Origin of the sequence: Pararhodospirillum oryzae (assembly GCF_007992075.1) — a bacterium.
GTDB classification, from domain to species: domain Bacteria; phylum Pseudomonadota; class Alphaproteobacteria; order Rhodospirillales; family Rhodospirillaceae; genus Pararhodospirillum; species Pararhodospirillum oryzae.
In genome coordinates this window covers 22,223-48,722 of the sequence record NZ_BJZO01000028.1, presented here as the reverse complement: position 1 = coordinate 48,722, position 26,500 = coordinate 22,223, and the positions used below count along the sequence as shown (strand labels likewise).

Here is a 26,500-nt window from a genome sequence, read left to right as displayed (position 1 = left end):
TTTGAGGGCTCTGAAAGAGTCCAGGGCAATCGGTTCACCCGATTGCCCTGGCCGGGGCCCCGCTCGCCCCTCGCGCTTTGGGAGGCCTCTTACACGGCCGGAGGCGTGATGCCGAAATCACGCGCCCAGCGCAAGCCGGCCTCGGTCACGAGACGAGGCGTGTATTCGCATCCCACCCAGCCCGGATAGCCATGGGCATCAAGAAGATTAAAAAGGTAAGGCCAGTTGATTTCCCCGCCGGCATCGGGTTCGGCGCGGCCGGGCACGCCCGCCACCTGCACATGGGCGATCCGCTCCAGGTGGGTTTCCAGAAAGTCCGTGAGGCCGCCTTGCATGATCTGGGCGTGATACAGATCGTACTGGATCTGAAGATTATCGTGATCGACCATCTCAAGCAGCTGCACCGCGTCGTCGGGACGCGAGAGGAAATAGCCGGGCATGTCTTGCAGGTTGATCGCCTCCACCAGCACCGCCACCCCTTCCTCGGCGCAGCGCTCCGCCGCCCAGCCCAGGTTGGCGGCATAGGTTTCCAGGGACTGCGGCCATTGCTCCTCGTCCTCGACCACGCCGGCCATGACATGGAGCCGTCCGCAATCCGTGAACTCGGTGTAGGACAAGGCCAGCTCGATGCTGTCTTGGAACTCCTCCTCGCGCCCCGGCAAGGCGGCCAGCCCCCGCTCGCCCGCCGCCCAGTCGCCCGGGGGCGCGTTGAACACCACCAGCTCCAGGCCATTCATGGCCACCAGGTCGCCCAGGCGCTCGGGACGCAAGGTGTAGGGGAAGTGAAGCTCGACCCCCCGGAAGCCACACGCCGCGGCGGCCGCGAAGCGGGCCTCCAGCGGCCGGTCGGTGAACAGCGTGGACAGGTTGGCGGCAAAACGCGGCATGGGGATATCCTGGACAAACGTGAAACGAGGCGCTAAGCACGACCCAGGGGCCGAACTTCCCGCCTCAAGGCCGCGACACCACGCAGGTCGCGCCGGGGCCGGGGGAAGTTGCCCCGTTCGAGGATCCGCCGCCGCCGGCCCGCCATCCTAGACCGGGAACAGGCCCTTGGCGAGGGGGTCCAGCAGCCCCGCCCGGCGGGGTTATCCATACCACAAGGCGGGAGAGCGGCTCCGATGGGTGGCGAGACGTCGAATGTGATTCCCCTGGTCTCCAGTGCGCGGGTCCAGCAGTTGTCGGCAAAGTACGACCTGCGCCTGCCGCGCTACACGTCCTATCCGACGGCGCCGCATTTCAATGCCGGCGTCGGGCCGGACCAGTACGCCGCCTGGCTGTCGGAACTGCCGGCCGGAAGCCCGGCGTCCTTGTACATCCACGTCGCCTACTGCGCTGATCTGTGCTGGTTCTGCGGCTGCCACACCCGCGTGACCAAGCGTTACGAGCCGGTGGCCGATTACCTGGAAGCCCTGCTGGGCGAGGCAACCCTGGTCGCCAACCACCTGCCCGGCCCGCTCAACGTCACGCACGTGCACTTTGGCGGCGGCTCGCCCACCATCCTGACCGGCGACGATCTCCAGCGCACCATGGATTTCCTGCGCGAACGCTTTGGCGTGTCGGAAAACGCCGAGGTCGCCTTGGAAATGGATCCGCGCACCGCCACCGCCGACTACGTGAAATCCATGGTCAAGGCCGGCGTCACCCGCGCCAGCATTGGCGTCCAGGACTTCGAGGACAAGGTCCAGAAGGCCATCAACCGCGTTCAGCCCATGGAAATGGTTGCGCAGGTCTTCGAGTGGCTGCGCGACAATGGCATTACCGACATCAACATGGATCTGATTTATGGTCTGCCCCACCAGACCACCGAATCGGTCATTCACACCGTGGACCGCGCCTTGTCCTTGAAGCCCCGGCGCGTTTCGCTGTTCGGCTATGCCCATGTGCCGTGGATGAAGCGCCAGATGCGCCTGATCGACGAGGCCACGTTGCCCGATGTCGATGCCCGCTGGGATCAGTACCTGAACGCCACCGCCCGCTTCGAGCAGCTGGGCTATGTTGCCATCGGCCTGGATCACTTCGCCGCGCCCGACGACGAAATGGCCGTTGCCCTGCGTGACGGCAATCTGCACCGCAACTTCCAGGGCTACACCACCGATACCGCCCCCACCCTGATCGGCCTGGGCGCCTCGGGCATTGGCTACCTGCCGCAGGGCTACGTGGTCAACGAACTGGACATCAACGAGTACAAGGCCCGCATCCGCGAGGGCAAGCTGGCCACCAAGCGCGGCATCGCCATCAGCGACGACGACCGGGTGCGCCGCGCCATCATCGAACGCCTGATGTGCGACCTGGCCGTTGACGTGGCCGAGATCGCCCGCGCCCACAACCTGCCCGAGGACACCTTCGCGGGCGAGGTCGCCCAGCTCGACGACCTGGAAGCCGACGGCGTGGTGGTGCGCGAGGGTCTGCGCGTGACCATGACCGACCTGGGCCGGCCGCTGGTGCGCGCGGTGTGCGCCAAGTTCGACCGCTACCTGAAGATGGGCGAGCAGCGGCACTCCCGCGCCGTCTGACGGAACCCGCGTTCCATCCACCGGCACCGGGGAGGGGCATCCTCCCCGGCCTTTCCCTCGACGAACGACCGCGAGGAGAGCGGCCCATGCGCGCGATGGTCTGCGACGGAACCTCGGGCCCGGCGGGCCTGCGGCTGGTTGATCTGCCCCCCCCGCCCCTGCCCCCGGAGAGCGTGCGGATCCGGGTCGCCGCCGCCGGGGTCAATTTCAGCGACCGCCTGCTGACCGAGGGCCGCTACCAGCGCAAGCCGCCACCCCCCTTCCCGCCCGGGTTCGAGATCGCGGGCACGGTCATGGAAACAACCCGCCCCGACCCCGCGCTGCCTCCGGGCCAGCCGGTCCTTGCCGTGCTGGATCATGGCGGCTGGGCCGAGGAAGTCGTTGCCCCCCATGACGCCGTGCTCCCCTTGCCCCCGGGCCTCGACCTGGACGAAGCGGCCGCCTTTCCCATTGCCCATGGCACCGCCCACTTTGGCCTGGTTGACCGCGCGCGGCTGATCGCGGGCGAAACCGTGCTGGTTCATGGCGCCGCCGGCGGCGTCGGACTGGCCGCCGTGGCCTGCGCCAAGGCCCTGGGCGCAACCGTGATCGCCACCGCCGCCGGCCCCGAACGCCTGGCCGTGGCCGGCGAGGCGGGCGCCGATCACCTGCTGGACGCCGCCACCCCCGACCTGCGCGCCGCCGTCAAGGACCTGACCCAGGGCCGGGGGGTTGACGTGGTCTTCGATCCGGTGGGGGGCGACCTTTTCGACGCCTCGATCCGCTGCGCCGCGCCCGAGGGCCGCTTGCTGGTGGTGGGCTTCGCCAGCGGGCGCGTGCCGGCGCCTCCCGCCAACCTGCTGCTGGTCAAGAACCTGTCGGTGATCGGCTACGACTGGGGCGCCATGCGCACGCGCGCCCCCGACCGGGTCATGGGATCGCTGGCCGACGCCCTGGAGGCCTGGGCCCAGGGGCGCCTGAAGGGCCCGCGCGTCGGGGCCCGCCGGCCCCTGGCCGAGGCCCAGGCCGCCCTGGAGGCCCTGGCGGCACGCGCGGTGACCGGCAAGATCGTGTTGCGGCCGTGATTGTGTCGCCCTGCCTTGACTTCGCCCCCCGAACAATCCATCTCGTCGGGCGAAAGCCCCACTGGACAACTCTGGTAAAGCCGGTTGGGTTCCTCCGACCGCCCTTGCAAAGGCACTCCCGTCCATGTTCATCCAGACCGAAGCCACGCCCAACCCCGCCAGCTTGAAGTTCCTGCCCGGACGCGCGGTCCTGCCCGCCGGCGGACGCGACTTTGCCGACGCGCGAAGCGCCCGTGTCTCGCCGCTGGCCACCCGCCTTTTCGACATCGAGGGCGTGAGCGGGGTGTTTTTGGGACCCGACTTCATCACCGTGACCAAGAGCGACGCAGAAACCTGGACGGTGATGAAGCCCCTGGTCCTGGGCGCGTTGATGGACCATTTCGCCGCCGATGCCCCGGTGCTCGACGCCGCCGCCGGCCAGCCCGACGACGACGCTCTTGAGGACACCCCCGAGGAGGACCGCGAGGTTGTCCGCCAGATCCTGGATCTGCTGGAAACCCGCGTGCGCCCCGTGGTTGCCCAGGATGGCGGTGACATCGTTTTCCATGCCTACCGCGACGGCGTCGTGCAACTGTTCATGCGCGGGTCGTGCTCGGGCTGCCCCAGCTCGACCGCCACCCTCAAGCGCGGCGTTGAAACCCTGTTGCGCCACCATATTCCGGCCGTGCGCGCGGTCGAGGCCGTGCGCTGACACCGCCTTCTTGTTCCTGCCCTTCCCATGAGGGGGCCGGGGCCCTGGAGCCTGCCCGGGAAAAGGGGATGCCCCTTTTCCCGAAAAAACAAACGCGGACTCCGGAGCCCTGGCGGGACCCGGACAATTCCCTTGCCTGCCTCCCTTTTTTCCCCCTCCTCGTTTTTCCATATCCTTTCCCGAGCACGCGCGAGGAAGTCCCTCGCGCCAGACACCAGGGAGTCCCCCCATGTCCCATGTTCTGGATCAGACCGCCCTCGACCAGTTGTTTGGCGAGGCCCGCACGCACATGCGCTGGCGGCCGGACCCCGTTCCCGTTGACGTGCTGCACCGGTTGCACGAACTGCTGCGCTGGGCCCCCACCAGCATGAACTGCCAGCCGGCCCGCTTCGTGTTCGTCACCACCGATGCCGCGCGCGAGCGCCTGCGCCCGTGCCTCAGCCCCGGCAACGTTGAAAAAACCATGAGCGCCCCGGTCACCGCGATCATCGCCACCGACCGCCGCTTCCACGAACGCATGCCCCAGCTGTGGACCGCCTCCGACGCCTTCGGCATGTTTGAAGGCAACGAGGCCCTGCGCGAGGCCACGGCCCAGCGCAACGGCACCCTTCAGGGCGCCTACTTGATCCTGGCCGCGCGCGCGCTGGGCCTTGACTGCGGTCCGATGAGCGGTTTCGATACCCAGGCGGTGGACGCCGCCTTCCTGGCCGACACCCCGTCGTGGACCACCAATTTCCTGTGCAACCTGGGCTACGGCGACCCGGCGGGGCTGTTCCCCCGTGGGCCCCGCCCCGCCTTCGACGACGTCTGTCGCGTCGTCTGACCCGCTCCGGGGGCGCCGGGCCCCGTCCGGCCCGCGCCCCCCGTCAAGGATCCGTTGCCTTGTCCCAGTTGACCGAAATCACCGCCGATGGCTTTGGCGTGACCTTGGACATCGTCTATGCCACGCCCGCCAATTTCACCGGCAAGCCGGTGTATGGCCGGGCCGCCTGCTACTTGCATCCCGACGCGGCCCGGTGCCTGGCCACCGCCGTCGATCTCGCGGCCCGCCAGGGGTTGCGGCTGCATGTGTTCGATGGCTTCCGGCCTTCGGAAGCGCAATGGGTGCTGTGGAACCACACCCCCGACCCCCGCTTCATCAGCGATCCCCGCCGGGGCTCGCCCCACAGCATGGGCGCCGCCATCGACCTGACCCTGGCCGATGCCAAAACCGGCCAGTGCCTGGACATGGGCACCGGATTCGACGACCTGACCCCGGCCTCGTACCACGGCGCCACCTCGATCAGCGTCGAGGCCCAGCGCAACCGCTTCGTGCTGCTGGGTTTGATGACCGCCGCCGGCTGGGATTTCTATCGCAACGAATGGTGGCACTACCAGCTCTTTAGTCCGCGCGATCGCTACCCCGTGCTCTCCGACGCCGCCGCCGGCACCCACATGATGCCTCCGGGCGCGACGCCCCCGGGCGCGGCGTGAGCACCGCCGCCCCGACCCTGGCCCTGGACACGGCGCTTGCCGCCTGTTCGGTGGCCGTGACCCTGCCCGATGGCCGCGCGAGCGCGCGCACCATCCCCATGGAGCGCGGCCAGGCCGAGGCCCTGGTGCCCCTGATCGCCTCGGTCCTGGAGGAGGCGGGGCTTGAACCCGCCGCCGTGGGGCGGATCGCGGTCACCGTGGGGCCGGGCTCGTTCACCGGCCTGCGGGTGGGGCTGGCCACGGCGCGCGGCCTGGGCCTCGCCCTGGGCTGCCCGGTGGAAGGCATCACGGTGGGGGAAGCCCTGGCCGACGCGGTGCTGGACGAGGCGCCCGACGCTTGCGTGCTGGTGCTGATCGACAGCCGGCGCGGCGACCTGTTCGCCCAGACGTTCCAGGGCCGCGACGCCCACGGACTGCCCCGCCCCCTGGACGATCCCCGGGCCCTCCCCCCCGACGCCGCCCGCGCCGCCGCCACCCAGGCCGGGATCCTTCTGGTGGGCGACGGGGTCGCGCGCCTGGACCTTGGCGAGGCCGGCCCGGCCCTGCCCGATCCCGTGCGCGTCGCCCGCCTGGCCGGTCGCCGCCCGGCCGACGCCGTCCGCCCGCCGGTGCCGTTGTATCTGCGCCCCCCCGACGCCCGCCCCGCGCCCAACGGGGGACGCCTGTGGGCCTGAGAGCCTGGCACCCGCTGCCCGTGCGTCCATGCCCTCCCCCGGGAAAACGGGTCTTTCCGGGGGAGGGGGCCGGCGCTCAGGCGGCGCGAATGTGGCCGAGGAAGCGCCCCATTTCGTCCTTCAGGTGCCCGACCTGGGTGACCAGGTCGCCGGAAGCGGTGTTGACTTCGCCGGCGGCGCTTCCCGTCCGGGCCGCGCCATCGCGCACGCCTTCGATGGTGCTCGAAACGGCCTGGGTTCCCGCCGCGGCATGATCGATGTTGCGGCTGATTTCCTTGGCCGCCGCCGACTGCTGCTCCACCGCGCTGGCGATCGCCGCCGAGGTGTCGTTGATCCGGTTGATCACGTCGGCAATGCTGGCGATGGCACTGACCGCGTTGGTCGAGGCATCCTGAATGCTGGTGATCTGACGCGTGATGTCCTCGGTGGCGCGCGCCGTCTGGCTGGCGAGGGTCTTGACCTCGCCCGCCACCACCGCGAAGCCCTTGCCCGCGTCGCCGGCCCGGGCCGCTTCGATCGTGGCGTTCAGGGCCAGAAGGTTGGTCTGGGCCGCGATCGAGGAAATCAACTGCACGACGTCGCCAATTCGGGTCGCGGCCTGGGCGAGACCGTCCACCGTTTCCCGGGCCGCCGCCGCCTCGGCCGTGGCCTGCTGGGCGACCACGTTGGATTGCTGGATCTGGCGGCCGATCTCGCCAATCGACGCCGTCAGCTCTTCGGTCGCCACCGCCACCGTTTCCACGTTCTGGCTGGCTTCTTCCGACCCGGCGGCGACCTTCTGCGACTGATCTCGCGTGGTGTCGGCGATGCTGGTCATGGTCGTGGCGGAGGATTTAAGTTTTTCGGCGGCGTGAGTCAGTGACGTGACAATGCCGGAAACACTGGATTCGAAACGAGTGGCCAGATCAAGCATCATGGACCGCCGTTCCTTTTCGGATTCTTTTTTATTTTGCTCCTGCCGCACCCTCAGTTGATCGACTTCCTCGGCGTTTTTCTTGAATGTTACCAGGGCGCGAGCCAGGGTTCCGACTTCGTCCTTGCGTTCGGCGAAACGAATGTCAACGTTCAGGTTGCCCGCCGCGATCTGGCTCATGTCCGCGGTCACGGCGCCCAGCGAACTGGTGATCGTCCGGCCAATCAGGATGGCAATGCCGGCGACCGCGATGACGACCAGAAACCCAATGGTCAGAACCCGGATCACCACGTCCCGGAACATGGCCTGGACGTCGTCGAGATAAACGCCACTCAGGATGGTCCATCCCCATCCGGGAATGTAGGCGCTGTAAGCGATTTTATCCGACTTGACGGTCGAGTTGGGGCGTTTATGGAGGTAGCGGGTTGTTCCACCGCCATTTCGGGCGGCGGCGAAGATGTTCTTGATATAGGGAACACCGTTCGCATCGACGGCATCCATTCGGTTTTTCCCAAGAAGGACAGGATCGGGAAACGCGATCAGAACACCTTCTTCATCAAGGACGGATATATAGTCATTCCCATTGTAACGAATCGCGCCGACGTTGGCTAACGCCTGTTTTTTTGCCTCTTCAACACTGATCTCTCCATTTTCAGATCTTCTCTTTAGATCATTAATGATTGTCTCGGCCGCTGAAGTGACCGCGCGTGTCGCGGTTTGTCGGCCATCAAGGAGAGCGTTCCATTGCTGGTAAAGGGTAACCGCGATCAAGCCGGCCATGCCGACGATGACAACGGCCACGATAACCAAAAGGCGGATGTTAATCTTGAGATTATTCATGTGCGGATACTCGCCATCATAGGGGTTTGGAGGCGAAGACCTTGATCGTGAGAGCCTGCTTCTTAAATACAAAAATACCATTATTGTCTTGCCAGTCTCCTGGCGATAAACGGGACACTGGCGGCGAAGCCCTGGGCAATATCGGATCGCTTGAGGATCTCCACGCTCCATCCGCCGATGGGGACGAGGGCGCTCTCTCCGGCAGGAGGGACCGGGGAGGCTCGGACCGAGAACACCCCACCCCTTGTTCTTCAAAGCGCCTTCATACTTCAGCTTGCCCCGCCAATATTGTCGACGGGGGATGTCAATTCACACAACCCTGAGATATGCCTCGGCATTCGCAAGACAAGCGCATTACAATCAACCAATATAACTCAACATATTTATCGAGAGGACTCCAAGGGAGAGCTTAACCATAAAATTCTCACCTTCTCAAAATGAGAAAAGCCAAGACAAGAAACGCCAATAAACTTTACACGCCCCACAGGTTATCTCATAAAGCGCCGATGTCGAACAGTCCAAAACAGAACGTTCCCTTGCGTTATACGCGCCGATGCAGGACGCATCCCTTGCTCTTACTCGCGATCAAATGGAGAGAGTTATATAGACAACATCCCACGGCAGAGCATTAATCCCTTAAAAATAGATCATGACTTGCACTTCAACACTTCAGAGCATTCTGGTTATCTCTTTGATTTTAAACTGAATACCCACAAACTCCGACCCGACGGCCGCAAGCCGAACCTTCTGCGCTTGCCCCTCTTTCCCTTTTGCTCCCCAAGGTCAGGAACGCCATGCCCGACTCCGGTCCCCCCCCCGCTTCCTTCTCCATTCGCGCGGCCACGGCGGCCGATGCGCCAGTGCTGGGCGTGCTGCACGCCGCCGCTTTCACGCCCCGCCACGAACGCCCGTGGCCGGCGGACGAACTCAAGGCCCTGCTGGCATTGCCGGGCGTGCACGCCCTGCTGGCCGAGGGGGATGAACCGCTGGGCATGATTCTGATTCAGGCCGTGGCCGGCGAGGCCGAGATTCTCACCGTGGCCGTGCGCCCCGACCGTCGTCGCCAGGGCGTGGGCCGCCGCCTGCTCGACGCGGCCCTGAGCGCCGCCGCCAAGGCCAACGCCACGGCGATGATCCTGGAAGTCGCCCGCGACAACACCGCCGCGCTGGGTTTGTACCACCGGTACGGTTTCGCGTTACGCGGCCAGCGCCCGCGTTATTACAATCGGACCGATGGCACCACCGCCGACGCCCTGATCCTGGGCCGGTCCGTGGCCAGGGACGTCGCGTCCGTGCCGGCAAGATAAGCGCCCCCGGGAAACACATCCCATCCCTTGATCGACTTCCGGCCTGCTTGCCAGGAGTCGCCTGGATCCCCCAAACTTCTCCACGGTGGGGACTCCTTTTTCCGGATGCGCGACGCATGAACATCAAGGCCGGGAGCCGGTCGCTCACGTTTCGGGTGGTGACGCTCTGCGTGGCCGGGCTGGTGCTGGCCGGAGTGGGCGAAACCCTGTTTTTTGCCCACATGTTGCGCCGCGACGTGGTGGCCCTGACGGCGGCACAGCTCTCGTCGATCGCGGGCTACGTGGCCCGGGTCATTGACCGGGACGTCACGCAACGGCGTGCCTACCTGGATCATCTGGCCCAGCGCCTGCCCCCCGATGTCCTGGCTGATCCCGGCTTGTTGAGCCGGCACACCCTGAGCCGCGACCGGAGGTTCTTTTTTACCCTGGGCCTGTTCATCGCCGATGCCCGGGGGATCATCCTGGGGCAGGAGGAGGACACCCTTCTGCCCTCCCCCCACCCCGACGCCCCCTTCTTCGCCGAGGCCCTGCGCACGGGCTTCGCGGTGGGACAGCCCCGGATGGGCGAAATGTCGGGCGTCCCGGAGGTTACCCTGGCCCTGCCCATCCCCGCGCGCCCCGACTGGGTTCTGGTGGGCACCGTGGCGCTTCGGGATTCAAACTTCCTGGAAGGCCTGTACACCGCGAAAGTGGGCGAAAGCGGCGGGCTTGTCCTGCTTTCTCCCCGCGACCGCCTGTTCCTGGGGGCGTCCGATTACGACGTCCTTCTTCTTCCCACCCCGCGCGAGGGCCTGCACCCCCAGCACGACGCGGTGATGAAGGGCTTTCGCGGCACGGGCATCGGCCGGCGGGTGGATGGCACCGAGGAACTGGCGGCGATCGCGTCGGTCCCCAGCACCGGCTGGGCCCTGGTCGCCCGCCTCCCCACGCGCGAGGTCGACGCCCCCGTGCGCGCCTTGCAAGACGTGATGCTGGGCACGGCGGGTGTCGTGTTCCTGGGGCTGGCCGTGCTTCTGACCTGGATGCTGCGGCGCATGTTGCGCCCCTTGCGCCATGGCGCCTCGCAGGCCGACCGCATGACCTCGGGCGACATCCCCTTCGAACCCCTGCCCGTCGCGCGCGACGACGAGGTGGGGCACCTGACGGCGGCCTATAACCGCCTGCTCTCCACCTTGCTGCAAAGCCGGGCCGACATGGCCTACCTGGCCCATCACGATCCCCTCACCGGCCTTGCCAACCGGCGGACCTTCGGCGAACGCCTGGCCGGCGAGGTCTCGCGTACCCGCCGTCACGACGGAGTGTTCGCGCTTTTGTACCTGGACCTTGACGGCTTCAAGCCCATCAACGACACCCACGGCCATCAGGCTGGCGACGAGGTGTTGCGCCAGGTGGCCGCGCGCCTGGGCGCGGCGGTCCGTCGCGAGGATCTGGTGGCCCGCCTGGGGGGCGACGAATTCGCTGTCTTGCTGCCCGATCAGGGGGCGGACGAAGCGCGAAAAATCGCGCACAAACTGCACCAGGCCGTCACGTCGCCGATTCCGTTCCAAGGCGGGAGCCTGACGGTCGGGGTCTCGGTGGGGATCGCCTTGTATCCGCGAGATGGCGACAGCGCCGAGGCTCTGCTGGGCTGGGGCGACCGGGCCATGTACCAGGCCAAGAAGGGCAAACGCTGAGGCCGCCCCCGTCCCTCGCGCACGGCACGAAAGACGGGAACGGCCATTTGCGTCAGGAAGCCGGGTTCTTCAGCCAGTCGGGCACGGTTTCCAGGGCCGCCATCTCGGCCGGGGTCGGGCGGCGGCGCACCACGTCGAAGCGCGCCCCACGCACCAGCACCTCGGGCACCAGCGGACGGCCGTTGTAGGTCGAGGCCATCACCGCGCCATAGGCGCCGGCGGTGGCGAAGGCGACCAGTTCCCCCGGCGCGATCGGCGGCAGCAGGCGCTGGCGCGCGAAGATGTCGCTGGATTCGCAGATCGGGCCCACCACGTCGATCGGCTCGCGCGGGGCGTCGGGCGCGGGCAGGTTCACGGGCAGGATTTCGTGGAACGCCTCGTAGAAGGCGGGCCGGATCAGGTCGTTGAAGCCAGAGTCGAGGATCAGGAAATTGCGCGACGCGCCTTCCTTCACATACACCACCCTTGAGACCAGCATGCCGGCGTTGCCCGCGATCAGGCGCCCGGGCTCCAGGATCAGACGCACGCCCAGATCGCCAAACGCCTCGCGGGTCAGCGCGGCATAGGCGTCGGGCGGCGGGCTGGTGGGATCGTCGCGGTGATAGGGCACGCCCAGGCCACCACCCAGGTCCACCCGTTCCAGATTGATCCCCTCGGCGCGCAGGGCCAGCACCAGCTCGCGCAGGCGGGCAAAGGCCTGGCGGAACGGCTCCAGGTCCAGGATCTGCGAGCCGATGTGCACCGCGACCCCCTTGAGGTCGATCCCGGGCAGGGTGCGGGCCAGACGGAACAGGGCCGGCGCCTGATCGATATCGATGCCGAACTTGTTTTCCTTGCGCCCGGTGGTGATCTTTTCGTGGGTGTCGGCGGCCACGTCGGGATTGACGCGCAGGGCCACCGGCGCCAGCGTCCCCATCGAGGCGGCGAATTCCGACAGCGCCCGCAATTCGGGTTCGGATTCCACGTTGATCTGGGCAATGCCGGCCGCGAGCGCCGCCGTCAGTTCGTCGCGGGTCTTGCCCACGCCCGAAAAGACAATGCGCTTGGCCGGAATGCCGGCCGCGATCGCCTGGCGCATTTCGCCGCCGCTGACCACGTCGGCCCCCGCCCCCAGGCGGGCGAGCAAGGCCAGAACCGCCTTGTTGCCGTTGGTCTTGACGGCGAAGCACACATGGGCGTTCTGGCCCACGAACGCTTCCGAGAACACCCGGTAGTGATGTTCAAGCGTCGCGCTGGAATAAACGTAGAAGGGTGTCCCCACCGATTCGGCGATCCGGGTCAGCGGGACTTCCTCGGCGTGCAGGACGCCGGACTTATAGGCGAAGTGATCCATGCTCGGGTCCGCGGGTCAGGAGGCCCCTTGTCAGGGCAAGGGGCCGGAGGGTGGGAAGGCCCCCCGCCAGGGCGGGGAGCCGGGATCGGAAGGCCCCCCGCCAGGCGGGGAACCTGAAAGCGTCAGCCCCCTGCCGGGGCAGGAGGCCGGGGGGGGAATCAGGGACGCAACAGGCCCACGATCTCGTGAACCTCGGTGATGATCGGCCGCGCGATGGCATCGGCCCGTTCGGCGCCCTCGCGCAAAATGGCGTCGATGGAGGCCGGATCGGCCAGCAGGCGCGCCATTTCCGTGTTGATGGGTTGCAGCACCGACACCGCCAGATCGGTCAGCTCGCCCTTGAAGGTGCTGAACGGCTGCCCGCCCACCCGGGCCAGGACCTCGGCGCGGGACAGGTTGGCGAGTGCCGCGTAAATGCCCACCAGATTGGCGGCCTCGGGGCGCCCTTCCAGCCCTTCCACCGTTTCCGGCAGGGGCTCGGGGTCGGTCTTGGCCTTGCGCAGCTTCTGGGCGATGGTGTCGGCGGTGTCGGTCATGTTGATGCGCGCGAAATCCGATTCATCGGACTTGCTCATCTTCTTGGACCCGTCGCGCAACGACATCACCCGGGTGGCCTCGCCCAGGATCAGCGGTTCGGTCAGGGGGAAGAAGTCCACCCCGTAGTCGGCGTTGAACTTCTGGGCAATGTCGCGGGTCAGCTCCAGGTGCTGCTTCTGGTCCTCGCCCACCGGCACGTGCGTGGCCTTGTAGGCCAGGATGTCGGCCGCCATCAGGTTCGGATAGGCGAACAGGCCCACCGACACGTTTTCACGGTTCTTGCCGGCCTTTTCCTTGAACTGGGTCATGCGGTTCAACCAGCCCATGCGCGCGACGCAGTTGAACACCCACGCCAGTTGGGCGTGGGCCGGCACCATCGACTGGTTGAACAGAATGTTTTTCTTGGGATCCACGCCCGCCGCGATCAGGCCGGCCGTGACCTCGCGAATGGCGTGGCGCAGCTGCGGGGGGTCTTGCCAGACGGTGATGGCATGCTGATCGACGACACAGAACACGCACTCGTACTCGTTCTGCAGGCTCACCCAATTGCGGATGGCGCCCAGATAGTTGCCCAAGTGCAGGTTTCCGGTGGGCTGAACGCCCGAGAAAATGCGGTTCATCGACGCGCCTCACGGCTGGATAGGACAGGGAGAAGAAAAAGAATGAAACCGCCGGGGGGTAGACCATATCCCGGAAGCGGTCAAGGTCTTGGCGGATGAAAAGCCAAGCCGTTACGGTATGGCGCCCGTGCGGAACCGCTCCGGTCCCGCCGCCCCCGTTCCTTGTTTCGAAAGCGCCCCCATGGCCCAGGCCCCCGCCCCGACCTTCGACGATACCTTCCACGACGCCTTCGCCACCTTGCTGCGCTGGCGGCGCGACGTGCGCCGGTTCCGCCCCGATCCGGTGCCCGAAGCCCTGATCGAAACCCTGCTGCGCGCCGCCCATCAGGCCCCCAGCGTGGGCAACAGCCAGCCCTGGCGCTTCGTGCGGGTGCGCGACGCCGGACGCCTGGATGCCATCGTGGCCGACTTCCAGGCCTGCAACGCCCGCGCCCGAAGCCAGCAGCCGGCCGAACGCCAGCTTGCCTACGGCGCCTTGAAGGTCGAGGGCCTGCGCGACGCCCCGGTGCAGATGGCGGTGTTCTGCGACGACGCCACGGCCCAGGGCCACGGCCTGGGCCAGGCCACGATGCCCGAAACCCGGGCCTATTCGGTGGTGCTGGCGATTCATACCCTGTGGCTGGTGGCCCGCGCCCATGGCCTGGGGGTGGGCTGGGTGTCGATCCTGAGCCCCGACACCGTGACCCGGGCCCTGGACGTGCCCGAGGGCTGGCGCTTCGTGGCCTGGCTGTGCATCGGCTGGCCCGACCAGGCCCTGGAAATCCCCGAGCTGGAAACCGCCGGCTGGCAGGCCCGCGCGCCCCGGGCCCTGGTCCTGGAGCGCTAACCCCGGGCTTCCCGTTGAGGTCCGTCCGTTTCACGTTGAAGCGGACAGACCCCGGATCCCTTTGTGTGAGTTTGTCCTTTCGGGAAAAGCGGTGCCCACTTTTCCCTGGCGAACTCAACCGGCCCGGCCTCAGAACGGCAGGACAAGGGGCACCAGCCCGACGCACACCGCCATGGTCAGCAGCGAAAAAGGCACGCCAATGCGCACGAAATCCATGAAGCGGTACCCCCCGGGTCCGACCACCAGCGTATTCACGGGCGACGACACCGGGGTCATGAAGGCGGTGGAGGCGGCCAGGGCCACGGTCATGGCGAAGGGATGGGGCGAGACCCCCAGCTCCTGGGCCAGGGTCACCGCCACCGGGGCCATCAGCACCGCCGTCGCGGTGTTGGAGATGAACAGCCCCAGCCCGGCCGTGACCGCGAACAAAACGGCCAGCATGGCCTGGGGGTGGGTTTCACCCAGGGCCTGGATCAAGGCCTGGGCCGCGAGATCGACCCCGCCCGTGCGCTCCAGGGCCAGGGCGAAGGGCAGCATGCCCACGATCAGGACCAGGGTCGGCCAGTTGATGGAACGGTAGGCCGAGGCGGCGTTGACGCAGCCAAAGGCGCCTAGCAGCAAGCAGCCGATCAGGGCGGCCTGGGCATTGGGCAGCAGGCCGCTGGCCATCACCGCGACCATGGCCAGCAGCACCAGCACCGCGTATGGCGCCCGCTCCCGGGCCGGAGCGTAGTCGTCGGCTTCCTCGGGCAGGTCCAGGACGACCAGGTCATGGCGTTCGCCCGCGAGCCGCCGGATCGCGCTCCAAGGGCCGATCAGGAGCAACTGGTCCCCGGCCTTGAGCGCGATCGAGGCCGCCGGCCCTTCCACCCGTCCGGTGCCGCGCCGGACCGCGATCACCGACACATCGCGGGTCGAGCGGAAGCCGACCTCGGCCGGGGTGCGCTCGACCAGGGAGGAATCGGGCGGCACCAGGGCCTCGGCCATGCCCAGTTCCTGCGCGCGATCCAGGAAATAGGCCCCCGACAGGGGCAGCGCCACCAGCTGATGGCGGGCCGCCACCGCTTCCAGGTCTCCTTGCGGATCGACGACATCGACCAGCAGAACATCCCCGGCGGCCAATTCGGTTTCGCGGCGCGGACGCAGAAAATGCGGGCCGAACCGCCCCATGCGCTCGATCGCCAGAATGTTCACGCCCTCGGTGGCGCGCAAGGCCAGCTCGTCCAGCCGCCGCCCCGCCAGGTCGGAGGCCGGCAAAACCCGCAAGCGGGCCTCGCGCCGGGCCAGATCGTAGCTTTTGATCCAGTCGGCCAGCCCGGGCCGGCGCGTCCTCCCGACCCCGGGAGCGGGAACGGCCCCGCCCAGGAAACGCCGCGCGAGCAGCATGTACCCAATGGCGAGGGCCAGCACCGGCAGCCCGAACGGCGTGAAGGCGAAAAAGCCGAAGCCCTCGTAGCCCCGGCGCGCCAGTTCCGCGTTGACCACCAGATTGGGCGCGGTCGCGACCAGGGTCATCATGCCCGAGATCAGGGCCGCCATCGACAGCGGCATCATCAGGCGGCTGGCTGGAATTTTCATGGCGCGGGCCACGCGCAAGACGATGGGAATGAAAATCGCGACCACGCCGGTGGAACTCATGAACGCTCCCAGGCCGGAAGCAGCCGCCATCAGGGCGGCGATCAACCGGCCTTCCCGCCCTCCCGACAGCACGGTGATCCAGCCCCCCAGGGTCTTGGCCACGCCGGTGCGCACCAGCCCCTCGCCCAGGATGAACAAGGCGGCGATCAAGATCACGTTCGGATCCGCGAACCCCGCCAGCGCCTCGGTGGCGGTCACGGTGCCGGTGAACGGCAAGCACGCCATCACCATGAGCGCGACCACGTCCATGGACGGCCGCCCGCGCGCGAACAACCCCACCGCCACGGCCAGCAAGGCAAGAACAAGGACAAGATCGGGGGTCATGCGTCCTCCTGGGGGTGGGGCAGGAAAAGGGGTTTGATACCGTACCCGTGCCGACGCAAAAAAATAAAGAAGGGAGTTTTTGGCCTATCCTGATGAAAATCAGAAAACTCCCAATCATCCACCCTCCTTTGAATTATTACTCTCATTTCAGCCCAGAACTTTGATTGGATACGCCTCACCCTATAGAAGGAATCCGGGGCGTTTCCGGGAATCGAAGGGAGCATTCATCGGCGCGGTATCGTCACGGATGGGGATCGCGGATAAGGAATCGCCGCCCACGCTTGTGAAGCGCGGCCGGGTTGGCTAGGGTCGGCTGTCGTTTTCGTCGGCTCGGAGGTTTGCCCGTGACTTTGTCCGTGACTCCCTACGTCGCCCTGGCCCATGCCCTGGCCGATGTGTCCGCTACGTTGATCCGGCCGCTGTTTCGCACCAACTTGGTGGTGGACGACAAGCCCGACGCCTCGCCCGTCACCCGCGCCGACCGCGAGGCCGAGCAGGCCATGCGCGAGATGATCACCCGCGCCTTCCCCGACCACGGCGTGATCGGCGAGGAATACGGCCCCGACCGCGCCGACGCCGAATTCGTATGGGTGCTCGACCCCATCGACGGCACCGGCGCCTTCGTCACCGGCATGCCCTCGTTCGGAACCCTGATCGGCCTGTGTTACCAGGGCCGGCCGGTGCTGGGCGTCATCAACCAGCCGGTGCTGGGCGAACGCTGGATTGGCGGCAACGACCTGCCCACCACCTTCAACGGCGAGCCCACCCGCTGCCGCCCCTGCCCCAACGTGGGCCGCGCGGCCTTGTACACCACAGCCGTTGAACTGTTCCGCCGCCCCGAGGACGCCGACGCCTTCGAGCGCCTGCGCCGTGCCGCCCACCTGCGCCGCTACGGCTGCGACTGCTACGCCTATGGCCTGGTCGCGCTCGGGCACGCCGATCTGGTCTGCGAGGCCGGGCTGAAGCTGCACGACTACGCGGCGCTCGCGCCCGTGCTCATCGGGGCCGGGGGCTGCATGACCGATTGGGAAGGCCAGCCGCTGGGCATTGGCTCGGGCGACCGGGTTCTGGCCGCCGGCGACCCGGCCACGTTGACCGAGGCGCTCGCCTTGCTGCGCGCCCCCGCCTGACCGGGGTTGCCCTCCTCTTCGCCGCCCTTCCCCTCCTGGCTTCAGGACCCCATCATGCGCCTTGTCGCTTCCCTGCTTGTCGCCGCCCTGGCCCTGGGCCCCTTGGGCGCACGGGCCACCGACCCCACCCCGGCGCCGCCCTCCAACGCTTCCGCCGGGACCGCGCAGGATCCGGGGCCCCACCTGACCCCGGTGCACGGCCTGGCCATGCATGGCGCGGTCAAGTACCCGGCCGACTTCACCCATTTTGATTACGTCAATCCCGACGCTCCCAAGGGGGGGGCCATCCGGCTGGCGGCGATGGGCGGGTTTGACACCTTGAATGTGTTCACCATCCGGGGCGAGGCCGCCGCCGGGTTGGGCCTGATGGTCGATACCCTGACCGCGCGCGCCGCCGACGAGCCGTTTTCGCACTACGGGCTCATCGCCCAGTCGATGGAAATGCCCGAGGACCGCTCGTGGATCATTTTCAACCTGCGCCCGGAAGCGGTGTGGAGCGACGGCGAGCCGATCACCGCCGACGACGTGGCCTTTTCCCTGGAGACCCTGCGCACCCAGGGCATCCCCATGTACAACATGTACTATGGCGACGTGGAACGGGTGGAGGTGCTGGGCCCCAAGCGGGTGCGCTTTGTGTTCAAGGGCACCGAAAACCGGGAACTGCCGCTGATCGTGGGCCAGATGCCGATCCTGCCCAAGCATTACTGGGAAGGACGCGACTTTTCGGCCGTGACCCTGGATCCTCCGGTGATCAGCGGCCCCTATCGCATCGCCAGCTTCGAGCCCGGCCGGTCCATCACCTATGCCCGGCGTCCGGACTACTGGGCCAAGGACCTGCCCGTTTCACGGGGGTTCTATAACTTCGACGAAATCCGCCATGACTACTACCGCGATGCCACCGTGATGCTGGAAGCCTTCAAGGCCGGGGCCTATGACTTCCGCGCCGAGAACGTGGCCCGCCAATGGGCGACCGGATACGACGGCCCCGCCGTGCGCGACGGGCGCATTATCATGGAGCGGCTGCCCCATCACCGGGTCCAGGGCATGCAGGGGTTCATTTTCAACCTGCGCCGGCCGCTGTTCGCCGATCCCCGGGTGCGCGAGGCGCTGGGCTGGGCCTTCGATTTCGAATGGACCAACCAGAACCTTTTTTATGGCGAGTACACCCGCACGCGCAGCTATTTCGACAACTCGGAACTGGCCGCCACCGGCCTGCCCGACGCCGCCGAGCTGGCGGTGCTGGAGCCGTGGCGCGACCAGTTGCCACCGCGCGTGTTCACCGAAGTCTATGCCCCCCCGGTGGTGGACGAAGCCAAGGGCGGCCTGCGCGCCAATCTGGCCCACGCGCTTGACCTGCTGCGACAAGCGGGTTGGACGGTGAAGGATGGCGCCTTGCGCAACGCCGACGGCCAGCCTTTCGAGGTAGAGGTGCTGCTGGCCCAGCCCGAGTTCGAACGCCTGGTGCTGCCCTTCGCCCGCACCCTGGAACGCCTGGGCATCCGCCTTTCCCTGCGCACCGTGGACACCGCCCAGTACATCAACCGGGTGACGCACTTCGACTTCGACATCATGGTGGGCAGCTGGGGGCAGTCGAGCAGCCCCGGCAACGAGCAGCGGGATTTCTGGTCGCAGGCCGCCGCCCACACCCCGGGCAGCAGCAACTATTCGGGCATCGCCTCTCCCGCGATTGATGGCCTGATCGAATCGATCATCGCCGCCCCCAGCCGCGCCGACCTGGTGACCCGGGTGCACGCGCTGGACCGGGTCTTGCAGTGGTCGTTCCTGGTCATTCCCCAATGGCACCAGAGCAGCGACCGCGTGGCCTACTGGAACCTGTTCGGCCATCCGCCAACCCCGGACGACGGCATCCAGTTCAATACCTGGTGGGTTGACCCCGCCAAGGCCGCCGCCCTCACCGGCCGCGCCGGACGCTGACGCAAAAAGGGGGGCCGCCCGGGATCAACCGGCAAGCCCCCCTGCCCCCCCCAAACGAGGGCTGCCGCCCTCCCACTCCCGCCCGGGGAGACGAGGTCTCCCCGGGCCCCTCGCGAACCGGACAGATCCGGGTTCACCCGGAGGCCACCTTGAGTTGATCAAGCTGGTGCTCCAGGTTGATCCGGGCCGCGACAAGGGACAGCTCCGTCATCCCGGACGGCGGACGCCAGGGCGTATGCTTCCCAAGCCATGAAAGCACATCGTACAAGCGCCAGTAACTCGTCGCCCCGCCCAGGATGGGCTCGGGAAACGGCGCCGTCACCGTCTTGATCTCGCCAGACGCATATTTGCGAATATTCTGACGGGAACACCCCAGAAGATCGGCAACATCGGCAAGATTGACCAGATCGGGGCTGACCTCGATAAAACAGGCGTGGGGCAAAGCCTCCCGGACCTGGCGAAGGGCGGAGCGCACCGCCTCCTCCGCCGAGCCGGCCTCCCGCGCAAAAGCCAGCGCCACCGCGCCTCGCTTCCCCACCCCCACCGCTGCGTCGTCACACCCGGCCTCGAACAGGGCGTCCAGATGGACGCTCGGATCCTCATCCGCGTTTGACAAGGAAAACCTGAGGGTGAATTCGTACATTTCAGTCGTCTCCGTCTTTTTCATCCCCGTGTCGGCAGTGGTCAACAATTCTGCGTAAGGTCCGGGCATGCGCTTCGGGGTTCCGGGGGGTCCGCCACACTGAATTTTGGCAAAACTCTCCGCATCGACAGTCCTTGTCGTTCCAAGGACAGACCAGGATGGCAAACGCATGCCCGACTGCCGGCTTGACGCGCCATCCTTTTTCCTCCGCATAGCGCAGGGTGGATTCGATCTCTTTGTGCGGATGCCGTGAACGAGAGACCATTGTTTTGCCTCTTGTGAATCAATTGATTTTTTTCCATGATTTCATCCTCCTAGAGCAACCGTAGACCACAGCTGCCATTTGCACCTGAAATCCACAGCCCTGTCGAACTCTAGGCTCAACCCCATTAGTTGTCAATTGACAACCAGCCTCGAAGCGCCCTTCTCCACGGCCTCGCCTTGGAAAGGACCCTGGCTTCGACGACCGGCCTGCAAGAAGGGGTGTGGGACGCCCCCGTTCGCGCTATCGTGCGGGCCTTGCCCGTGCCCCAACCCCCGAGGTGTCTCATGCTACGTCGGATCGGTGTTGCCCTGCTGGCTTTCCTCTACCGCCTGACCGTGCTGCCGGCGGTGGTCGCGTTTTTTCTGGCGCCGGTGGTCGCGGGCGTGGCCGTGGCCGTGGGGTTGAACGTGGCGTGGGGATCGTTGCCGTGGGCGCTGCTGCTGGCGCCCGTGGCGGTGGGGTTGGCGCTCACCGCCTTGTGGTGGCTGCCCCGGATTCGTCAGCGCAGCGCGCCCGCGTGGCTGGAAAACGCTCTCGCCCTGGCCCTGGGCCGGCGGTCCTGAAACCCCTTTCCGCCCGACAGGCGCGCCGGGACAGGGCGGCTTAAACCGAAATCCCCAGGCGGGCGGCCACGCGCTTGGCGGTGGCTTCGCGTTTCGCCGTGATGGCCGCGAACACGCCTTGCGCCTTGGCCAGGATTTCGGGCGGCGCGGTTTCGGGGCTGCCGCAGTCAAACGGCGGCTCGGGCGCGTAGACCAGGAAAAGCTGGAGGGCCTTGGCCTCGGTGTCGCCCCGTAGCGCGGCCACCAACCGCAAGGCTCCGTCGATGCCCGCCGTCACCCCGGCCGCCGAAATCCAGGCCCCATCCACGACCACCCGTTCATTCACCGGGGTGGCCCCGAAGTAGGGGAGCAAAGGCAAGGCAGCCCAGTGGGTGGTGCTCCGGCGCCCTTGCAGCAGGCCGGCCGCGCCGCAGATCAGGGCCCCCGTGCACACGGTGAACACCACCAGCGCCCCGGCCGCCTGGCGCCGGATCCATTCCAGCACCTCCTCGTCGTCCATCAACGCTTCCTGGCCAAAGCCCCCCGGCACGTGCAGCACATCCAGCGCCGGGGCCTCGGCCAGGGTCGCGTCCGGGATCAGGCGCAACCCGGTGATGTCGCGCACGGGGTCGGTGGTTTTGCCGTACAGCCGGTAGGTCGCGTTCGACACCCGCGCCAGCACCTCGTAAGGCCCGGTCAGATCAATCTGATCCAGCCCTTCAAACACCAACGACCCGATTTCCAGATGCTGTTCGCGTGGGATCATGGCGGACCTCGATGAGAAAGAGGAAAGCACGGATCGCCCGCGAGCCCGGGAAACGTTCACGCGGACGGGGGAAAAGGCCCGAACAGCCGCTCGATCCAGGCGAGAAAGTCAGGAACAGGGCCTTGGCTTGGATCGAAATAGCCCTTGGAAATACCAAGCCCCGGGGGAGTCCCCGGCTCCTTTTGCCAGGCAAGATAAGTGTGAACCTCGGCCTTGCTGGCATGTTGGGGACGAAAGCGGCGCATGTCCCCGGACAGCGCGGCCACCGTGGCCCGTGCGTGCCCCATCAGGGGGTCGTGCTCGGAGGGCACAAGGGCCAGCAGGAAATCCTCCAGCATGCCCAAGGTGGTGTTGTCGGGCATCAGCCAGACGCCCAGGGTCGGTTTGCCCGGCCGCTTCACCACGGTGCCGGTGGGGTCCGGACTCTCTGGCAAGGGATCGTCGCCGCCTTTCTTCCGCGCCCTGTCCTTGATCTGCTTCCAGCGTTTGGCGGGATCTTGATCCGCGTCGAGAATCAGGCCGACAGCTTGTGAAGGCGAGCCCCTGAAAGCGACAATAAACGTTGATAGTGCCGTTTCATCGTTTTTACAGTCTTCTATTTTACAAAAACCATCCGGCAGACGAGCCGCTTTAAATAGATTATATAAAACGTGTAAGTCGGTATTCCCTTCAACAAGGAGGCTGTTTTTAGGGTCCGTCATCGCACCTCTATCCTCCCCCGCATGACCAGATCCAGTTCCTCGGGATCGAAGGGAATACCTTTCACGATACCGTCGGCGCCTTCCAGGCGAATCAGGCGAGCCTCGGTGGGATCAAGCCCCTGGGTGGCGGCCTGGAACCCGCGCAGACAATCCAGGCTGTGGGTGGTGGCGAAAACCTGGACATCCAATTCGCGGCTTTGCTGGAGAATCACTTTCCACAGGTCCGCCATGACCGAATAGTGCAGACCGTTTTCGACCTCATCCACCAGCAGCATCCCCCCCCGCGACGCGGCCAGGGCGGCGGCAATGCCGAACAGATGGTTGATCCCCTCGCCCAGACTGCGCAGTGGAACCGGCGTGGCGGTGCCGCTGAGCCGTGCCAGTGCAAAGCGTTCAACTCGCGAAGATGTTCCCCCCACAAAGACCACGCGTTCCAGGTCCGGGCGAATGAGCCGTAACGCCTGGTAGACATTTTCTTCCTCGGGGCGGAGAGCCACGCCATCCCACAGAAGGGAGGCTTCCGAAGGAGGAAAGCCCTCAGCCGGAACGAACTGAAAGTAACCGAAGGAATCGCTCTTCCGGATTCGGGAGCGAACGAACCTGCTCGTTCTATCCGGGATGACGACTGATTCTTGCCCCATGAAGTTAACGCCAACGCCAACAAAACCGCCTTCTTCTTCCTCAGTCCGATCAGACGCCCGGCGTATTCTGTTGATGACGGTTCCCTCGACGGTCACGTTTTCTTCAATATAGAGACCCGCCGAGACATCAAGGCGATAAGGATCTGGAAATCCCTTGGCCTTTCCTTCTATCCGAAAAGACGGTTGTTCCAAGGCAAGATCGGGACGGCCCCAAAAAAGCGAATTGTAGTTAAGCTGATAAATAGACAGTAGAGGAAGACGGTCGTCCTCGGTCTCCGAGGTTCTGTCGATCGATATTTCCCGGCGGTCGTGCAAAAGGTCGCGGATCTGGCGGGGTGATCCTTCGGTGGCCAGAAGGGCGAGGGCTTCCAGCAGCGAGGTTTTGCCAACGCTGTTCTTGCCGACCACCAGGTTGACCCGCGCCAGGTCGGTCAGTTCCAGGTGCTGAAACGGCCGGAAGCCTTTGACTTCGAGGCTGGTCAAGTGGGTGCTTTGGTCTGCCATGGGTCCCATCATTCCCTAGAGCAAAGGGGTCCGGGGCCCCCGGCCCCGGCGGGGGGCGGGGCAGCGCCCCGCGAACGCCCCGGCGGGGGCGCGACCCCAGCGGGGGCCCGGCCCCCGTTCGTTCAGATCAGCCCCCGCTCGCGCAGCAGGGCAACAACGGCGTCGGCCAGGGCCTCGGGGGGGTGGGCGGCGGCGTCGAGGTGGAGATCGGGGGACTCGGGCGGCTCGTAGGGGCTGCCGATGCCCGTGAAGTTGGGGATCTGGCCGGCGCGGGCCTTGCGGTACAGGCCCTTGGGGTCGCGGGATTCGCACACCGCGAGCGGGGCATCCACGAAGATTTCCAGGAACTGGCCCGGTTCCAGCAGCCCGCGCGCCAGGCGGCGTTCCGAGCGGAACGGCGAGATGAACGACACCAGGGTGATCAGCCCGGCCTCGACCATCAGCTTGGCCACCTCGCCCACCCGGCGGATGTTTTCCACCCGGTCGGCGTCGGTGAAGCCCAGGTCGCGGTTCAGGCCGTGGCGCACGTTGTCGCCATCCAGCAGCATGGTATGGCGGCCTTGCGCGTGCAGGCGTTGTTCAACCAGGTCGGCCACCGTGGACTTGCCCGCGCCCGACAGACCAGTGAACCACAAAACGCACGGGTGCTGACCCTTGGCGGTGGCGCGCTGGGCGCGGTCGATGCGGGTAGGTTGCCAATGGACGTTGTCGGCCCGGCGCAGGCCGAAGTCGATCATGCCACAGCCCACGGTCTGGTTGGTCTGGCGGTCGATCACGATCACGCCCCCCATGTCGCGGTTGTGCGCGTAAGGGTCGAAGGCGATCGGCCGGTCCAGGGCCAGGGTGCACGATCCCACGTCGTTCAGGCCCAGGTCCCGCGCCGCCAGGGGCTCCAGGGTGTTCACGTCCAGGCGGTGCTTCAAGGTGCTGACCTGCATGCCCACCAGGGCCGGCCCGGCGCGCAGCCAGTAGCCGCGCCCGGGCAGCAGGGGGGCTTCGTCCATCCACACCAGCCTGGCCGCCAGTTGGTCGCTCACCGGGCACGGGTCGCTGGCGGTTGCGATCACATCGCCCCGCGCCACGTCGACTTCATCGGCCAGGACCAGGGTCACGGACTGGCCGGCTTCCGCCTGCTCCAGGTCGCCGTCGGCGGTGACGATGCGGGCAACCCGGGTGGTCCGGCCCGAGGGCTGGACGATCACCGCGTCCCCCGGAGCCACCTGCCCGCCCACGATCAGGCCGCTGAAGCCCCGGAAGTCGGCGTTGGGGCGGTTGACCCACTGCACGGGGAAGCGGAACGGCCCGTTGGCCGGATCATCGGCCGGGGTCAGGCTTTCCAGGTGCCCCAGCAAGGTCGGGCCGGTGACCCAGGCCGCGCCGGGCTCGTCGGGGGCGCGGGTGACGTTGGCCCCCGTCAGGGCCGAAAGCGGCAGGCAGGTGAGATCATGAAGCCCCAGGCGCCCGGCAAAGGCGCGGGCCTCGGCGGCGATGGCATCGAAGCGGGCCTGGTCCCAGCCGATCAGGTCCATCTTGTTGACCGCGATCACCGCGTGACGCAGCCCCATCAGGGACACCAGCACCAGATGGCGCCGGGTCTGGGTCAGCAGACCATGGCGGGCATCGACCAGCAGCACGGCCACGTCGGCGGTCGAGGCCCCGGTGACCATGTTGCGGGTGTATTGTTCATGGCCCGGGGTGTCGGCCACGATGAACTTGCGCCGGCCGGTGGTGAAGAACCGGTACGCCACATCAATGGTGATGCCCTGTTCGCGCTCGGCGGCCAGGCCATCGACCAGAAGCGCGAAATCAAGGGCGCCGGGGCCGGTGGTGCCAAAGCGGGCGGAATCGTTTTCCAGGCCCAGCACCTGATCGTCGAACAGAACTTGGCAATCGTAGAGCAACCGCCCGATCAGGGTGGATTTGCCGTCATCGACCGATCCGCAGGTCAGCACGCGCAGCAGCGACTTGGCCTCGTGGGCGCCCAGAAGCTCGGTCAGGGGAGCGGCGGCGGGGGCAACGGGGGCGCTCATCAGAAATAGCCTTCCTGCTTCTTGGCTTCCATCGAGGCACCGCCGTCGCGATCGATCACCCGGCCCTGGCGCTCGCTGGTGCGGGCCAGCAGCATTTCATGGATGACCTCGGGCACGGTGGTGGCGTGGCTTTCGATGGCCCCGGTCAGGGGATAGCAGCCCAGGGTGCGAAAGCGCACCCAGCGCTCTTGCGGCACCTCGCCCGGGGCCAGGGGCAGGCGCTCGTCATCAACCAGGATCAAGGCGCCGTCGCGCTCCACCACCGGGCGGGGCCTGGCGAAGTACAAGGGCACGACGGGGATGTTTTCCTGGTGGATGTAGAGCCAGATATCCAGCTCGGTCCAATTGGAAAGCGGAAAGACGCGAATGCTTTCGCCGGGCGCGACACGGCCGTTGTACAGGCGCCACAGCTCGGGGCGCTGGGCGCGGGGGTCCCAGCGGTGGGTGCGGGTGCGAAAGGAGAAGATGCGTTCCTTGGCGCGGCTTTTTTCCTCGTCGCGCCGGGCGCCGCCAAAGGCGGCATCGAAGCCGTGCTGGTCGAGGGCCTGCTTCAGGGCCTGGGTTTTCATCACGTCCGTGTGCACGGCCGAGCCGTGGGTGATGGGGCCGATCCCCTGGCGCACGCCGTCTCGATTGATGTGCACGATCAGATCCAGGCCCAGCTCGCGCATGCGCTGATCGCGAAAGGCGATCATCTCGCGAAACTTCCAGGTGGTGTCAACGTGGAGGAAGGGAAACGGGGGGCGGCCCGGGTAGAAGGCCTTCATGGCCAGATGCAGCATGACGCTGCTGTCCTTGCCGATGGAATAGAGCATCACCGGCTTGCGGAACTGAGCCGCCACCTCGCGCATGATGTGGATGCTTTCGGCTTCCAGGCGTTGCAGGTGGGTCAGGGCAAAGGGGGCCGGCCGGCC

Annotated in this window: 23 protein-coding genes; 12 read left to right on the top strand and 11 right to left on the bottom strand. The window is 66.8% G+C overall.

All coding sequences use genetic code 11. The annotated features are described in order from the left end of the window. Nucleotides 1-89: 89 nt before the first annotated feature. Complete coding sequence (gene otnI, locus ROR02_RS06695) at nucleotides 90-887, bottom strand: 2-oxo-tetronate isomerase (protein WP_147163243.1); 798 nt, start codon at nucleotides 885-887, stop codon at nucleotides 90-92. A 234-nt stretch (nucleotides 888-1,121) separates the two neighbouring features. Between otnI and hemN the strand changes: the two genes are divergently transcribed. From hemN to tsaB, 6 genes are all read left to right on the top strand, one after another. Continuing rightward, the gene (gene hemN, locus ROR02_RS06690; protein WP_147163242.1) at nucleotides 1,122-2,516 is read left to right on the top strand and encodes an oxygen-independent coproporphyrinogen III oxidase; all 1,395 of its coding nucleotides are present in this window, start codon (nucleotides 1,122-1,124) and stop codon (nucleotides 2,514-2,516) included. 86 nt (nucleotides 2,517-2,602) lie between these two features. Next, the gene (locus ROR02_RS06685) at nucleotides 2,603-3,580 is read left to right on the top strand and encodes an NADPH:quinone oxidoreductase family protein (protein ID WP_147163241.1); all 978 of its coding nucleotides are present in this window, start codon (nucleotides 2,603-2,605) and stop codon (nucleotides 3,578-3,580) included. A 124-nt stretch (nucleotides 3,581-3,704) separates the two neighbouring features. Beyond that, nucleotides 3,705-4,271: a NifU family protein gene (locus ROR02_RS06680; protein ID WP_147163240.1), complete on the top strand. Its 567-nt coding sequence runs from the start codon at nucleotides 3,705-3,707 to the stop codon at nucleotides 4,269-4,271. 229 nt (nucleotides 4,272-4,500) lie between these two features. Then, nucleotides 4,501-5,094 carry a malonic semialdehyde reductase gene (locus ROR02_RS06675; RefSeq protein WP_147163239.1) on the top strand — a complete coding sequence of 198 codons (594 nt, stop codon included), beginning with the start codon at nucleotides 4,501-4,503 and terminating at the stop codon, nucleotides 5,092-5,094. 59 nt (nucleotides 5,095-5,153) lie between these two features. Then, a complete protein-coding gene (gene ddpX / locus ROR02_RS06670) occupies nucleotides 5,154-5,744 on the top strand; it encodes a D-alanyl-D-alanine dipeptidase (RefSeq protein WP_147163238.1) in 591 nt (196 codons plus the stop codon). Next, entirely contained in the window at nucleotides 5,741-6,418 is a 678-nt protein-coding gene (gene tsaB, locus ROR02_RS06665) for a tRNA (adenosine(37)-N6)-threonylcarbamoyltransferase complex dimerization subunit type 1 TsaB (protein WP_147163237.1), read from the top strand. Before ddpX ends, tsaB begins: the two co-directional genes overlap by 4 nt. A 76-nt stretch (nucleotides 6,419-6,494) precedes the next feature. Here the strand turns inward: tsaB and ROR02_RS06660 are convergent, their stop codons facing one another. After that, on the bottom strand, nucleotides 6,495-8,252 hold the full coding sequence (locus ROR02_RS06660) for a methyl-accepting chemotaxis protein (RefSeq protein ID WP_170245001.1): 1,758 nt from the start codon (nucleotides 8,250-8,252) through the stop codon (nucleotides 6,495-6,497). Between the two features lie 713 nt (nucleotides 8,253-8,965). Between ROR02_RS06660 and rimI the strand changes: the two genes are divergently transcribed. Both rimI and ROR02_RS06650 read left to right on the top strand, forming a co-directional pair. After that, complete coding sequence (gene rimI / locus ROR02_RS06655; RefSeq protein ID WP_147163235.1) at nucleotides 8,966-9,478, top strand: ribosomal protein S18-alanine N-acetyltransferase; 513 nt, start codon at nucleotides 8,966-8,968, stop codon at nucleotides 9,476-9,478. Between the two features lie 116 nt (nucleotides 9,479-9,594). Then, nucleotides 9,595-11,151: a bifunctional diguanylate cyclase/phosphodiesterase gene (locus ROR02_RS06650; RefSeq protein ID WP_147163234.1), complete on the top strand. Its 1,557-nt coding sequence runs from the start codon at nucleotides 9,595-9,597 to the stop codon at nucleotides 11,149-11,151. Nucleotides 11,152-11,203: 52 nt separating this feature from the next. On the opposite strand, the gene lysA is transcribed toward ROR02_RS06650, so the two are convergent. Beyond that, on the bottom strand, nucleotides 11,204-12,484 hold the full coding sequence (lysA, locus tag ROR02_RS06645) for a diaminopimelate decarboxylase (protein ID WP_147163233.1): 1,281 nt from the start codon (nucleotides 12,482-12,484) through the stop codon (nucleotides 11,204-11,206). Nucleotides 12,485-12,642: 158 nt separating this feature from the next. Next, nucleotides 12,643-13,641 (bottom strand): tryptophan--tRNA ligase, encoded by a 999-nt coding sequence (trpS, locus tag ROR02_RS06640; RefSeq protein ID WP_147163232.1) that lies wholly within the window; start codon nucleotides 13,639-13,641, stop codon nucleotides 12,643-12,645. 181 nt (nucleotides 13,642-13,822) lie between these two features. Here trpS and bluB point away from each other — a divergent pair, with 181 nt between their 5' ends. After that, complete coding sequence (bluB, locus tag ROR02_RS06635) at nucleotides 13,823-14,467, top strand: 5,6-dimethylbenzimidazole synthase (RefSeq protein WP_147163231.1); 645 nt, start codon at nucleotides 13,823-13,825, stop codon at nucleotides 14,465-14,467. Between the two features lie 129 nt (nucleotides 14,468-14,596). Here bluB and ROR02_RS06630 read toward each other — a convergent pair whose 3' ends face one another. Then, on the bottom strand, nucleotides 14,597-16,429 hold the full coding sequence (locus tag ROR02_RS06630; protein WP_147163230.1) for an SLC13 family permease: 1,833 nt from the start codon (nucleotides 16,427-16,429) through the stop codon (nucleotides 14,597-14,599). A gap of 344 nt (nucleotides 16,430-16,773) precedes the next feature. Here ROR02_RS06630 and hisN point away from each other — a divergent pair, with 344 nt between their 5' ends. Further along, nucleotides 16,774-17,559: a histidinol-phosphatase gene (gene hisN / locus ROR02_RS06625; RefSeq protein WP_170245000.1), complete on the top strand. Its 786-nt coding sequence runs from the start codon at nucleotides 16,774-16,776 to the stop codon at nucleotides 17,557-17,559. A gap of 54 nt (nucleotides 17,560-17,613) precedes the next feature. Further along, on the top strand, nucleotides 17,614-19,494 hold the full coding sequence (locus tag ROR02_RS06620) for an extracellular solute-binding protein (RefSeq protein ID WP_147163228.1): 1,881 nt from the start codon (nucleotides 17,614-17,616) through the stop codon (nucleotides 19,492-19,494). Nucleotides 19,495-19,627: 133 nt separating this feature from the next. Here ROR02_RS06620 and ROR02_RS06615 read toward each other — a convergent pair whose 3' ends face one another. Then, nucleotides 19,628-20,206, bottom strand: a complete 579-nt coding sequence (locus ROR02_RS06615) for a helix-turn-helix transcriptional regulator (RefSeq protein WP_170244999.1) — start codon at nucleotides 20,204-20,206, stop codon at nucleotides 19,628-19,630. A 480-nt stretch (nucleotides 20,207-20,686) separates the two neighbouring features. Between ROR02_RS06615 and ROR02_RS06605 the strand changes: the two genes are divergently transcribed. After that, nucleotides 20,687-20,965, top strand: a complete 279-nt coding sequence (locus ROR02_RS06605) for a hypothetical protein (protein WP_147163225.1) — start codon at nucleotides 20,687-20,689, stop codon at nucleotides 20,963-20,965. 40 nt (nucleotides 20,966-21,005) lie between these two features. Here ROR02_RS06605 and ROR02_RS06600 read toward each other — a convergent pair whose 3' ends face one another. The 5 genes from ROR02_RS06600 to cysD form a co-directional block, all read right to left on the bottom strand. Beyond that, nucleotides 21,006-21,710: a DJ-1/PfpI family protein gene (locus ROR02_RS06600; RefSeq protein ID WP_147163224.1), complete on the bottom strand. Its 705-nt coding sequence runs from the start codon at nucleotides 21,708-21,710 to the stop codon at nucleotides 21,006-21,008. Nucleotides 21,711-21,766: 56 nt separating this feature from the next. Then, nucleotides 21,767-22,411 (bottom strand): DUF3226 domain-containing protein, encoded by a 645-nt coding sequence (locus ROR02_RS06595; protein ID WP_147163223.1) that lies wholly within the window; start codon nucleotides 22,409-22,411, stop codon nucleotides 21,767-21,769. Continuing rightward, nucleotides 22,408-23,556 (bottom strand): AAA family ATPase, encoded by a 1,149-nt coding sequence (locus ROR02_RS06590; protein WP_170244998.1) that lies wholly within the window; start codon nucleotides 23,554-23,556, stop codon nucleotides 22,408-22,410. The genes ROR02_RS06595 and ROR02_RS06590 overlap by 4 nt, the downstream gene beginning before the upstream one ends. 122 nt (nucleotides 23,557-23,678) lie before the next feature. Beyond that, nucleotides 23,679-25,586, bottom strand: a complete 1,908-nt coding sequence (gene cysC / locus ROR02_RS06585) for an adenylyl-sulfate kinase (protein WP_147163221.1) — start codon at nucleotides 25,584-25,586, stop codon at nucleotides 23,679-23,681. Continuing rightward, the gene (gene cysD, locus ROR02_RS06580) at nucleotides 25,586-26,479 is read right to left on the bottom strand and encodes a sulfate adenylyltransferase subunit CysD (RefSeq protein ID WP_246135434.1); all 894 of its coding nucleotides are present in this window, start codon (nucleotides 26,477-26,479) and stop codon (nucleotides 25,586-25,588) included. The genes cysC and cysD overlap by 1 nt, the downstream gene beginning before the upstream one ends. Nucleotides 26,480-26,500 lie beyond the last annotated feature (21 nt).

Excerpts from the sequence above, each read along its gene's own strand:
- otnI (WP_147163243.1), bottom strand. The coding sequence starts at position 887 with ATGCCGCGTTTTGCCGCCAACCTGTCCACGCTGTTCACCGACCGGCCG.
- hemN (WP_147163242.1), top strand. The coding sequence starts at position 1,122 with ATGGGTGGCGAGACGTCGAATGTGATTCCCCTGGTCTCCAGTGCGCGG.
- ROR02_RS06685 (WP_147163241.1), top strand. The coding sequence starts at position 2,603 with ATGCGCGCGATGGTCTGCGACGGAACCTCGGGCCCGGCGGGCCTGCGG.
- ROR02_RS06680 (WP_147163240.1), top strand. The coding sequence starts at position 3,705 with ATGTTCATCCAGACCGAAGCCACGCCCAACCCCGCCAGCTTGAAGTTC.
- ROR02_RS06675 (WP_147163239.1), top strand. The coding sequence starts at position 4,501 with ATGTCCCATGTTCTGGATCAGACCGCCCTCGACCAGTTGTTTGGCGAG.
- ROR02_RS06660 (WP_170245001.1), bottom strand. The coding sequence starts at position 8,252 with ATGGTATTTTTGTATTTAAGAAGCAGGCTCTCACGATCAAGGTCTTCG.
- rimI (WP_147163235.1), top strand. The coding sequence starts at position 8,966 with ATGCCCGACTCCGGTCCCCCCCCCGCTTCCTTCTCCATTCGCGCGGCC.
- ROR02_RS06650 (WP_147163234.1), top strand. The coding sequence starts at position 9,595 with ATGAACATCAAGGCCGGGAGCCGGTCGCTCACGTTTCGGGTGGTGACG.
- lysA (WP_147163233.1), bottom strand. The coding sequence starts at position 12,484 with ATGGATCACTTCGCCTATAAGTCCGGCGTCCTGCACGCCGAGGAAGTC.
- trpS (WP_147163232.1), bottom strand. The coding sequence starts at position 13,641 with ATGAACCGCATTTTCTCGGGCGTTCAGCCCACCGGAAACCTGCACTTG.
- bluB (WP_147163231.1), top strand. The coding sequence starts at position 13,823 with ATGGCCCAGGCCCCCGCCCCGACCTTCGACGATACCTTCCACGACGCC.
- ROR02_RS06630 (WP_147163230.1), bottom strand. The coding sequence starts at position 16,429 with ATGACCCCCGATCTTGTCCTTGTTCTTGCCTTGCTGGCCGTGGCGGTG.
- ROR02_RS06620 (WP_147163228.1), top strand. The coding sequence starts at position 17,614 with ATGCGCCTTGTCGCTTCCCTGCTTGTCGCCGCCCTGGCCCTGGGCCCC.
- ROR02_RS06615 (WP_170244999.1), bottom strand. The coding sequence starts at position 20,206 with ATGCCCGGACCTTACGCAGAATTGTTGACCACTGCCGACACGGGGATG.
- ROR02_RS06605 (WP_147163225.1), top strand. The coding sequence starts at position 20,687 with ATGCTACGTCGGATCGGTGTTGCCCTGCTGGCTTTCCTCTACCGCCTG.
- ROR02_RS06600 (WP_147163224.1), bottom strand. The coding sequence starts at position 21,710 with ATGATCCCACGCGAACAGCATCTGGAAATCGGGTCGTTGGTGTTTGAA.
- ROR02_RS06595 (WP_147163223.1), bottom strand. The coding sequence starts at position 22,411 with ATGACGGACCCTAAAAACAGCCTCCTTGTTGAAGGGAATACCGACTTA.
- ROR02_RS06590 (WP_170244998.1), bottom strand. The coding sequence starts at position 23,556 with ATGGCAGACCAAAGCACCCACTTGACCAGCCTCGAAGTCAAAGGCTTC.
- cysC (WP_147163221.1), bottom strand. The coding sequence starts at position 25,586 with ATGAGCGCCCCCGTTGCCCCCGCCGCCGCTCCCCTGACCGAGCTTCTG.